The organism is Pedobacter sp. Leaf132 (assembly GCF_920984695.1).
In the GTDB taxonomy this organism is placed as follows: Bacteria; Bacteroidota; Bacteroidia; order Sphingobacteriales; family Sphingobacteriaceae; genus Pedobacter.
The window spans coordinates 196,114-206,276 of the sequence record NZ_CAKLBO010000008.1 but is presented as its reverse complement, the minus strand read 5'-3'; the positions used below and the strand labels follow the sequence as shown (position 1 = coordinate 206,276).

10 protein-coding genes are annotated in these 10,163 nt (G+C 33.7%); 4 read left to right on the top strand and 6 right to left on the bottom strand.

The window, feature by feature from the left end; all coding sequences use genetic code 11:
- Positions 1-480: 480 nt before the first annotated feature.
- Positions 481-660, bottom strand: coding sequence for a hypothetical protein (locus LUA86_RS15070; protein ID WP_231464178.1), 180 nt, complete (start codon positions 658-660; stop codon positions 481-483).
- 106 nt (positions 661-766) lie between these two features.
- Between LUA86_RS15070 and LUA86_RS15065 the strand changes: the two genes are divergently transcribed.
- Positions 767-2,527, top strand: coding sequence for a S8 family peptidase (locus tag LUA86_RS15065; protein WP_231464176.1), 1,761 nt, complete (start codon positions 767-769; stop codon positions 2,525-2,527).
- Between the two features lie 11 nt (positions 2,528-2,538).
- On the opposite strand, the gene LUA86_RS15060 is transcribed toward LUA86_RS15065, so the two are convergent.
- The 3 genes from LUA86_RS15060 to LUA86_RS15050 are packed head-to-tail and all read right to left on the bottom strand — an operon-like array spanning position 2,539 to position 5,424.
- On the bottom strand, positions 2,539-3,315 hold the full coding sequence (locus LUA86_RS15060) for a polysaccharide deacetylase family protein (protein ID WP_231464174.1): 777 nt from the start codon (positions 3,313-3,315) through the stop codon (positions 2,539-2,541).
- Positions 3,315-4,247 (bottom strand): glycosyltransferase family 2 protein, encoded by a 933-nt coding sequence (locus LUA86_RS15055; protein ID WP_231464172.1) that lies wholly within the window; start codon positions 4,245-4,247, stop codon positions 3,315-3,317. The genes LUA86_RS15060 and LUA86_RS15055 overlap by 1 nt, the downstream gene beginning before the upstream one ends.
- The gene (locus tag LUA86_RS15050) at positions 4,240-5,424 is read right to left on the bottom strand and encodes a glycosyltransferase family 87 protein (RefSeq protein WP_231464170.1); all 1,185 of its coding nucleotides are present in this window, start codon (positions 5,422-5,424) and stop codon (positions 4,240-4,242) included. Before LUA86_RS15050 ends, LUA86_RS15055 begins: the two co-directional genes overlap by 8 nt.
- A 215-nt stretch (positions 5,425-5,639) precedes the next feature.
- Between LUA86_RS15050 and LUA86_RS15045 the strand changes: the two genes are divergently transcribed.
- Both LUA86_RS15045 and LUA86_RS15040 read left to right on the top strand, forming a co-directional pair.
- Positions 5,640-6,842 (top strand): glycosyltransferase family 87 protein, encoded by a 1,203-nt coding sequence (locus tag LUA86_RS15045; RefSeq protein WP_231464168.1) that lies wholly within the window; start codon positions 5,640-5,642, stop codon positions 6,840-6,842.
- Between the two features lie 64 nt (positions 6,843-6,906).
- On the top strand, positions 6,907-7,263 hold the full coding sequence (locus LUA86_RS15040; RefSeq protein ID WP_231464166.1) for a response regulator: 357 nt from the start codon (positions 6,907-6,909) through the stop codon (positions 7,261-7,263).
- 53 nt (positions 7,264-7,316) lie between these two features.
- On the opposite strand, the gene LUA86_RS15035 is transcribed toward LUA86_RS15040, so the two are convergent.
- Positions 7,317-8,837, bottom strand: coding sequence for a DUF4394 domain-containing protein (locus LUA86_RS15035; protein WP_231464164.1), 1,521 nt, complete (start codon positions 8,835-8,837; stop codon positions 7,317-7,319).
- A gap of 32 nt (positions 8,838-8,869) precedes the next feature.
- Positions 8,870-9,190: a hypothetical protein gene (locus LUA86_RS15030; RefSeq protein ID WP_231464163.1), complete on the bottom strand. Its 321-nt coding sequence runs from the start codon at positions 9,188-9,190 to the stop codon at positions 8,870-8,872.
- Between the two features lie 216 nt (positions 9,191-9,406).
- Between LUA86_RS15030 and LUA86_RS19255 the strand changes: the two genes are divergently transcribed.
- Positions 9,407-9,529, top strand: a complete 123-nt coding sequence (locus LUA86_RS19255) for a hypothetical protein (RefSeq protein ID WP_255713480.1) — start codon at positions 9,407-9,409, stop codon at positions 9,527-9,529.
- Positions 9,530-10,163: the final 634 nt, after the last annotated feature.

Sequence of the window (10,163 nt, the reverse complement as noted above, 5' to 3'; positions counted from 1 at the left end):
CAGAGAAGTTAAGCCCACCAGAGCCAATGGTACTGCGGTAACACGTGGGAGAGTAGGTCGGTGCCAAATCTTAAAAGAAGAGCCTTGTAACAATTGTTGCAAGGCTTTCTTTGTTTATAAGCTTTTTTGCACAACGATGGGACTTGTGAGTCTAAAGTTCAAAGTTCAAAGTTGAAAGTTGAAAGTTCAAAGTAGTAACCCTGTACTAAAAGAGCCGGAATAACGTCAGCAGATGGGCAGGAATTGTGTAGATAATTCCAAGGTCCTTACCATCTAAGGCATCTGAGGGCATCTTAGTTTGATAGTGAAGAGCACTGGTTGCCTATGGAAATGGGTGATGCTTTATATTCATTACTGCAATAGAGGATTAGCTGGAACTGCCTAGATAAAACAAAATGGTTTTACTATCTAAGGCATCTGAGAACAGCTAAGGTTTCAATGTCGAAGAATTTGTTAATCTGGTATTGGCGTTGAAACTGTTCATCGAAGCAGCAGACCAGGCCAGCTAAACCTGATGACGTGGAAATCCTTTTTGGTTGCGCAGGTTTTTCTAAAACCTCTGCTGCCAATCATCAAAAAGATTGGAACAACAGCAGGGCTGGATGGACCGATGAAAAACCAGCTTTCGTTTTCAAAACCAAATCTTTTTTGATATTTCATATCAAGGTTATAATTAAGCCTATCATGTTAAATTATGCTAAATTTTTTAAGCTCGAAATAATAAAACCTTATTATTGTATTTTTGCGTAAGTATGATTTTATGAGTATGAAATTGAAAAGGTTAGGAACATTATTAGTTTTATTTATTATCCATTTTGGACTATTTGCCCAGAGTAAAGATGTTCAGTTGCCCAAAAACTGGTTCAATTTAGATTTGATTGAAAGCGGTTATTTTGGTATCAGTACAGAGAAGGCTTACAGAGAAATTCTTAAAGACAAAAAACCTAAACAAAAAATTATTGTAGCAGTAATTGATGGTGGTATTGACATCGCCCACGAAGATTTAAAAGATGTATTGTGGACTAATCCTAAAGAGATTCCTGGTAATGGTATTGATGATGATGGCAATGGCTATATTGATGATGTACATGGCTGGAATTTCATTGGTTCGAAGAATGGAAATTTAGAATTCGATAATCTGGAATTGGTAAGGTTGTTGCGAATTTACACTCCAAAATATCAATCGACCACGAATTTGACACCTTTAGATAGTACTCAAAAAGAAGAGTATAGATTATATAAGAAAATGGTTGGCGATTTTGGTAAGAAATATGAAGATGCCAGCAAAACATTTGCTGTGTTAATTGCCATAAATAAAGTTCTGGATTCTGCTGCAACTATGAATAATAAAAAAATTCCAACATTGGAGGATGTAGAGAAGTATAAAGCTGATGATGAGGTAGAAGAGCAGGTTAAAACTATCATTAGAAAAGGCTCTAGGGAAGATGGCAGTTTTGAAAAATTTTATAAAAGTATTAAGGACGGATACAAGCAATACGATGCCATGTTGAAGTATAATCTTAATCCTAAGTACGATATGCGTGCTACGTTGGTTGGTGACGATTATTCGAATCCAAATCAAAGAGATTACGGAAACAAAGATGTTAAAGGACCCGATGCTCAGCATGGAAGCCACGTTGCAGGCATTATTTCAGGAAACCGAAACAATTCTGTGGGAATAATGGGCGTGGCAAATAATGTTAGTATCATGGCAATTAGAGTTGTTCCAACTGGCGATGAACGCGATAAAGATGTTGCTAATGGTATTCGTTACGCAGTGGATAATGGTGCTAAAGTCATTAATATGAGTTTCGGTAAAAGCTATAGCTGGGATAAAAAGATTGTAGATGAGGCCGTTAAATATGCAGAAACTAAAGGTGTTTTGTTGGTTCATGCGGCCGGGAATGATAATCAAAATAATGATGAAGAAGAAAATTTTCCCAATAAGTATTTTGAAAGCAAAGAAGCCACGGAATATAAGGAGTTGCACAAAAAGCCAACATTAGCGGATTTTACGCCTCCTAAACCCAATATGCAGAATAATAGTATGGGAATGAGACCACCGCTGAGTAATAACTCGTTAGCTAAGCCCGTTCCTGTAGATACTGCAAAATTTAAATTACCGCACGCCAGTAATTGGATTGAAGTTGGTGCAAGCTCATATAAAGATGACGACAACTTAAAGGCCGATTTTTCTAATTATGGTAAATATAATGTAGATGTATTTGCCCCTGGATTTTTAATTAATTCGACAGTGCCGGATAATAAGTATGAAGACCTGGATGGAACAAGTATGGCATCGCCGGTAGTTTCTGGCTTGTCAGCGTTAATTTTAAGTTATTATCCAGATTTAAAACCCTACCAGGTAAGAGAAATTATTATGAAATCTGTTACTAAAGTTATACGAAAAGTTAAATATAAAAACGCAAGAGGTGAAAATATGAGAGTGCCCTTTAGCGATATTTGTGTAAGTGGTGGAATTGTAAATGCTTACAATGCCTTAAAATTAGCTGAAACATACAAGTAAAAAAGTATTGGTTATGTTATCGTTTTGATAAACTGCTGGAATGTACCGAACGGATATTTTTTAACGTTCATCCAGCTGATTAAGTTTTCCATTCTTGTAACCATTTTATCACCGGTATTTTTCCTTATGTAACCTGGGAAGCCGAATCTTTCAAAATCATCTAAATCTGTAAATTCCCATGGATGGAAATAGATGTTGAGGTATTTGTCTTTTTTATAAGTCCAGCTTGATAGAGCCTTGTAAATTGCTAACGGAAGGTTATGAAAGGATAACCAGAATAAAGGAAACCTAATAACAGGACTTACCGAGGCTGGAATCTGAAGTACGTTTTCTTTGGTGAAAAAAGTGCGGGAAATATTAAAGTTATTATATCTTCCGGGTAAATATGTTGGATTTATAGATGTATTATAAATATAGCCTGCCTTTTCAATTTCTTTTTCATCAACAGGCATCATCCTGGCCATTCTATAACCGGTAATCTCTTTGCCAGAAAGTTCTTCGAGCTTAATTTTGGATTGTAATAGGTGTTCAGGCTTAAAATCAGAATGATAATAACCATGTGAAGCTAATTCGTGTCCGCTTTTTGTAATCCTGCTGATTACCTCGGGAATATTTTCTGCAAATGTTACCGTGCAAAAAAATGTTGCTTTCACTTCGTACTTATCTAAAATATCCAAAATCTTTAGCGTGCCTGCTTTTGAAATTGCAATCTGATCGGCAAATGAGATTTCCCGATTATACTCGAAAGGCATATCAAACTCTTCGATATCAAAACTTAAAAGCACCATTATTTTACAGGAATATTTGTTGAACGGACAATGTAATTTGGTCGGTTTTTGCTTTGCATAAACATTTTACCTACATAAATACCGATGATGCCCAAAATAATTAATTGTAAGCCTCCAAAAAATACAATAGTCATAATTACCGATGCCCAACCCGAAACTTCAACATTGTTAACGAAAGCATAAATTATATAGGGAATATATAATACTGAAGCAAATGATAAGGTGAAGCCTAAATAAACGGCAGTATATAATGGTTTAATGCTGAAAGAAGTTACGCCGTGTAACGCCAACCTCAGCATCTTTTTAAACGTGTATTTGCTTTGACCAGAAAAACGTGCTGCCGGATTGTATTTTATAGCAAATTGCTTAAAGCCTAACCATTTTACAAGGCCTCTTAAAAAAGGTTCGTTTTCATTAAAATTTCTGAAAACGTTTACTACTTTTTGATCGAGTAATCTAAAATCGGCTGCGCCGGGTTCCAGTTCGATATCTGAAAGCCAGTTTAAAGTTTTGTAAAAAAGACTGGATGAACTTCTTTTTCCTTTAGAAAGGTTTTTATCTTCCTGGCGGATGGTATAAACAACTTCGAAGCCTTCTTCCCACTTTTTTAGCATTTCAGGTATTAATTGTGGTGGATGCTGCATATCGCAATCCATAGAAATGACACAATCACCATAAGCATGATCCATACCCGCTTTTACAGCTAATTGATGACCAAAATTTCTAGAAAATTCAAGAAAAAAGATGTTGCTATGTTGCAATGCATAATCTTTTATTCTATCGATTGTATTATCAGCGCTGCCATCATCAACTAAAATAATTTCATAATCGTAATGGATAGGTTCAAAAACCTGCTTAATGCTTTCGGCAATTACGAAAATATTATCAGCTTCATTATATGCAGGAATGACTATTGAAACTAATTTATTCATTATCGGCAATAGAATATGAGGTGAAATCTTCTAACATCATTTGATAAATTATGGCTAACCAAATGAGAACGCAAGGTAAAGCTTTAAGCGAATATAGACGAATGAATTCTTTAACCTGTTGAGGAAAAATATCAGTTGGCGATAAGCTAGTTAATATAAAAGCAAAAACAAATAAAGCAATAGTCCAGAAGCTTAAGGGTTTTTTTTGAACAATAAACCAAACAGCAACGCCCGCAAAAGCAATTATATAGGTTGGTGATTCGGAGCCACTACTGAATATAACCGTAAAAATTAAAGTTGATGCAAGGAGTAAAAGCTGAAAAGCTAAGTGCTTATATTGTTTTATTCGGGTATATGGTAAAGCAAAAAGTATAATGCCAGCAAGCAAAAACGGCGTATTTTCTAAAGAAACATTTCCGGAAATTCTACGAGCCATACCCATTACCGATATATCCTGAAACGAAGTTAAAGAAGCGTTGATATCATTTTTATGGATTAATGAACTATACCAATCTGCATAAGTTTGCAAAATAAATTTAGGTGATGAAATAGCCATCGGTAATGCGAAAAGTACTATTAATGCAGCTAAACCAGCCAATATAAATTTAATTTTATGTTTGCTGAAAAAGAAAAAAGCCAAACCTACAATGCCATAAAGCTTTATCATTGTACCAAGCGCAATAAAAAATGCTGATTGTATTTCTTTTCTTTTAATGGTGTAAGAAAAGCTTAATAAGATGAAACCTGTTAACGCAATGTTAAATTGAAAGCTAAATAAAGCCGTTAATGTTTCATGTGCGCAAATCCACGCGATAATTTTTCTTTGGCTTAACGCTATGGGCAAACTGAAAATTCCCCATAACAAAATGCCCACACTTGCCATGTTCCATAAAACTGTTCCAATTGCATCAGGAAAGAGTGCAAAAGGTGCTACAAAAAGAGAAAAGACCGGACCATAATGGTTGCTATCTAAATATTCAGGATACTCGGCATACAGATTTTTGCTTTCAACTGTATGTAAGAAAACGTATTTGTAAATCTGGTAATTGTTAAATGTGTTGTGATTATACTGCTTAACAGCCGAGATTATAGCTAATAGCAAATAAACAATTATGATAAATTGCTTATTCATTAAAAGTTCTTTCAGTTTAGAAAAGACAGATTTATTTTGGTTCATTTTAAGATTGGAACCACAAATATAAGTATTTAAACATTTGTATAAATAGGATTGACCATCATTAAAAATTCAATGTAAAAGCTTAGGTTTTATTCAATATAAGAGTTAGAGTGTATGATTAATTATGCTTTTTGTTCTTTTTTGTTTAAATATTTGGAGTTAGTAAATCTTATATTTATTATTGTTTTGTAACATCCTTATTACGAGATTAACTAATGATTAACTTTCCTGAAATACTTAGAAAAGGAAAAACTTTTTCTACTTCTAAGCAAGTTATTATATTTATATTATGGCTTGCGATTGCTTTATTCTTTGCGATAAATTCTTTAATTACTCATCGATTTAATAATTATTTAATTTTTGAAAACGTATTTAGAAACCTTATAAATGGGCAATCATTTTATGGGCAATATCCTCAATTTCATGATGATGTAAATCATTACGGACCAATATTTTCTTTGTTTATTGCTCCATTTGCATTGTTGCCTAATTGGCTCGGTTTAATTTTTTGGAATGTATTTAATTGCATAATGCTATTTTATGCATTGCAAACATTACCACTCAAAACTGATAAAAGAGTTTTAATAGGTTATATCGCCATTCCATGTTTAATTGAGTCCATGTTAAATCAGCAGTTTAATGCAACAGCTGCCGCTTTTATAATATTAAGTTTTACAAAATTGAACAAGAATAGAGGCTTTTGGTCGTCTATGCTTATCATACTTGGTTCCTTTATTAAACTTTATGGAATTTTGGGCTTATCATTCTTCTTCTTCGTAAAAAATAAACCCAGATTTATTCTGTATTTAGCAATGTGGTCGATAGTGTTTTTTATATTGCCTATGTTCTTCTCTTCACCATTAACCATTTTCGAATCTTATCAGGAATGGTTTATTACTTTAGCAGAGAAAAATTTAACCAATACTACTCAAGGTTCTGTTCCTATATCTATAATCGGCTTCTTTAGATCTTTAATTTACGATTACGATATTCCGAATTTGGGATTTTTAATGCCAGGAGCATTTATTTTTCTTATTCCTTTTTTAAAATGGTCTTCATTTCAAGATAAAATCTTTCAGCTTTTAATATTAGCCTCGGCCTTGCTTTTCCCTGTTTTGTTTAGCACGAGTTCAGAAGATTGTACCTATATAATTTCAATTGTGGGTGTAGGTTTATGGTTTGTTTTTGAAAATGACAAGCAAATTAGAACGGTTTTATTGCCATCGCTACTGGTTTTGTGTTGTAATTTTCCGTTATTATTATTTCCGGTTTGGGCCCATAAACATCCTATTTCATTAGCCGTACTAAGCCTTCCATTCTTTATTGTTTGGTTAAGAATAATCTATATGGCTTGGGCATATCAGCCAGAAATACAAGAGGAACAATTATTAAAGGCTTCAAAACTTCATATTTCTTAAAAATCAATTATTTTCCTGAAACCATAACGGGTTCTTTTCGTTTAAGAGTAGACGAAATTTATCTATGAATAAGAAAATATTAATTGTTGATGATGACCAGGATTTACAAGACGTATTTCCACTTCTGTTTAAAGACAGAAATTTTGAACTTAAAAGTCTTTTAAACATCACAGACTTAGAAACGGTAGTTAAAGATTTTAAACCCGATTTGATTTTGCTGGATATTTGGATTGGTAATATTGATGGTAGAATTGTATGTAACTATTTAAAAAGCCATGAAGAAACAGCGCAAATTCCGATTGTTTTAATTTCTGGCGAAATTATAGATATTGATGATGCCAATAGCCGTCCGGATGCAATTGTTCAAAAACCTTTCGAGATTGATTATCTACTCGGAGTTATGGATGAACTGATGATGTAAAAAATAAAGCCCCAAAAAATTAATTTCGGGGCTTTGATATTTAGAGGGAAAAATTAAAATCCTAAACCAACGGTAAAGGCTCTTGAAGCTGTAGAAACTGTTCCAAGTGCAGTAGCCGCTCCGGTTGTTAGGTTAACTGTATAAACTCTCTGTGTTGTACCTACAGTAAAAAGACCATAAGCAATTCCCGAAGTTGAACCGATATCAAATCCGTTTGAAGCTTCCACATTAACTCCTAAAGCACCTACATCTACTAGAGTACCTGCATTTGGTGGGTCTTGTTTATATAATCTATCGCCAGTCGAATCAATATTGAATAAAACTGTTGAAGCTGCAGCAGCCACATTATTTGTATATGCTGAACCTGTTACAGCTGCAGTTGAAAGCGAAATATTTCCATCAACAATTACAGTTCCATCAGCTGGGTTAAAACGTAAATTTTGACCAGTGTTGCTAACAATTCTAATTCTGTCTACAGTAGGGTTAAAATCAAATCCAAACTGTGTACCAACTAAAAGTGTACTCAACGGACTTGCGGTAACTGCAGCAGCTACTCCAGATGAAGCATTTATTGTGTAAATTCTACTCGTGCTTCCCAATGCGTATATCTGTCCATTAACCGGGCGCATATCAATACCTAAAATTGTTTCGCCAGCCTGAATGCCAGTAATTGGCTTCGCGATGATTGTTGGCATTGTAGCTAAATGATTAAAAATTAATAAATCATTTGTTGCAGAAATTGCATAAGCAACAGCTTCAGTAGGGATAGCCAAGCCTGTTATTTGTTGCGTAAAGTTGCCAATTTTTGAGGCTTTACCTGTATTTGTGTCGATAATAAATAATGATGATGTACCACCAACCGACATTGCAGCTAATGCTGATGTTCCGTCAGGATTGATATCAAATCCGCTTGCGTCTTCCACATCATAACCTAAACTTCCAACTTCAACAAGTTTACCATCATTTGGTGGGTCTTGCTTGTGAAGTTTATCATTAGCAACATCAATATCGAAAAGAACTGTAGTAGTTGCGCCTGCTTTATTCTGTGTATAAGCGGCAGCAGTTACCTTTGCATTGGTTACTCCATTAATTGTTCCATCGGTAGCAGCAACTGTTCCGGTTTCCGGATTCAGGCGTAAATTTTGCCCTGTTGAAGTAACAAGTCTTATTCTATCTACCGTCGGGTTAAAATCAAACGCAACAGATGTTCCGCTTAATACAGGGCTGAAAGGTGCTGCTGAAATAGATCTTGCTACACCGGTTTTCTGGTCTATAACGTATAATCTGCTGCTGCTGCCAATGCCATATAATTGCCCGGTCGATGGTCTAAAATCAATGCCCAAAATAGTCTCTCCAGTTTGTAAACCAGTAATACTTACTTGAGATGTAACAGTTGAAGGCGTATTCGCATTAATTAGTAGTAATTTACTATCAGCAGTTAAGGCATAGAAATTTAAGTCGGGTCCGGGTGTTAACGGATCGTTAAAGTTTCTGTCTTTTTTGCAAGATGAGAACATTGCAGATAAGGATACTACGCATAGTATCGCAAAGATTGTGTTTTTAATTTTAAGCATTTTAATAAAGTCTATTTAAGGAATTCTGTTAATTATTCGAAAAATAAACTGCCTTTGGGAGGCTGCTTAGGCACTTTTGAATATATCGTGGGTAAATAAATGTTATATTTTGTGAAAGTGCTTTTAGTTATTTTTAAAAAAACAACGCAGCTAAACTGAGTCAAAATAAATTCTGTAGTTTTTAAATTTCCGCTTTCTTGATTCTCCTCGTCTGCTGATTCAATTTTTTCTTTGTCTATATTTTCTTTAATTTTTGATTGTTTAATTTTAAAAAATATAGGTGAAGCAGCTCTGGCACTTACACTAAGCGAAATTAGGAATGTGAAGAAAAGTAGGAAGTAAAATTTTTTCATCGTAAGTTGTGCCTTAACCCTTTCTAAAGCTTACATACGTACATATACAACTTACGGTTTTTGAACCCAAAAATTTTTAAGGTTTAGTTTTCCATCGTATGATTGTTACTTGCAAAATGAAATAATATTAAACATTTGGCGGTTATTTAAGTTAAACAGTTATAAAATTTATAGATTATGGCAACTTTAAATACTTCATATTCAGAAAATCATTCAATGATAAAAAGTCAAGCTTCTGATTCTGTGACCATTATAGACCATACTTTAGAAACTCAAAACAACCGTGAGCTATTCCTTCGTTTTTTATTAGAGAATCTGGAAAACGATTCTGAAGAATAGTAGAGTTTACTTTTTTGATTTATTCTGAATTTTCTTTGGTTTTCACGCAAATAATCCGTGTTAACTAAACAATTTATCCTTCAAAAAACTAAAATTTTCTTCTAGATATTTAGCAATAAGAATCTCATTCAATTGATATTTAAAGCACTGTGCTGTGTAATATTCATTTGTTTTCTATGAGTATATCTTTTTGCAAATCATTTTCTCAAACGTTTGCGCAGCATTAATTATATGGTCTTTTCCTCTCGATGTTAATTCCTGCTTTACAAAAATCATAATTCGTGAAATATTATTTAATAATGTTGGATTTTCGTAATCCCATGATTGGATAATCGGACCAGTCAAAAAATCGCTGTTATTTTCGCATTTTGTGCTAAAGTCTTATCAAACGTTTGCGTTTAGTTTTTACTTTAAACATTAGTTTCTTCCGCTTAACTTGGTCAAAACAGTTATTCTAACCACTCAACAAAAAATATTATGAATCAATTTTTTTAGGTTAAGGAATGAATTCAACATCGTTCCAAACAATTACTTATATATCACATCCCAGTTTATCCAAAAAATAACCTACAATAATCAAACCTGAGAAATGAATAGAAAGTACAGTATTCAGTATTAGATAGTTACGTTAAAG

What these genes read in the sequence shown, in the direction of transcription:
- LUA86_RS15070 (WP_231464178.1), bottom strand. Translation starts at nt 660, where the DNA reads ATGAAATATCAAAAAAGATTTGGTTTTGAAAACGAAAGCTGGTTTTTC.
- LUA86_RS15065 (WP_231464176.1), top strand. Translation starts at nt 767, where the DNA reads ATGAAATTGAAAAGGTTAGGAACATTATTAGTTTTATTTATTATCCAT.
- LUA86_RS15060 (WP_231464174.1), bottom strand. Translation starts at nt 3,315, where the DNA reads ATGGTGCTTTTAAGTTTTGATATCGAAGAGTTTGATATGCCTTTCGAG.
- LUA86_RS15055 (WP_231464172.1), bottom strand. Translation starts at nt 4,247, where the DNA reads ATGAATAAATTAGTTTCAATAGTCATTCCTGCATATAATGAAGCTGAT.
- LUA86_RS15050 (WP_231464170.1), bottom strand. Translation starts at nt 5,424, where the DNA reads ATGAACCAAAATAAATCTGTCTTTTCTAAACTGAAAGAACTTTTAATG.
- LUA86_RS15045 (WP_231464168.1), top strand. Translation starts at nt 5,640, where the DNA reads ATGATTAACTTTCCTGAAATACTTAGAAAAGGAAAAACTTTTTCTACT.
- LUA86_RS15040 (WP_231464166.1), top strand. Translation starts at nt 6,907, where the DNA reads ATGAATAAGAAAATATTAATTGTTGATGATGACCAGGATTTACAAGAC.
- LUA86_RS15035 (WP_231464164.1), bottom strand. Translation starts at nt 8,837, where the DNA reads ATGCTTAAAATTAAAAACACAATCTTTGCGATACTATGCGTAGTATCC.
- LUA86_RS15030 (WP_231464163.1), bottom strand. Translation starts at nt 9,190, where the DNA reads ATGAAAAAATTTTACTTCCTACTTTTCTTCACATTCCTAATTTCGCTT.
- LUA86_RS19255 (WP_255713480.1), top strand. Translation starts at nt 9,407, where the DNA reads ATGATAAAAAGTCAAGCTTCTGATTCTGTGACCATTATAGACCATACT.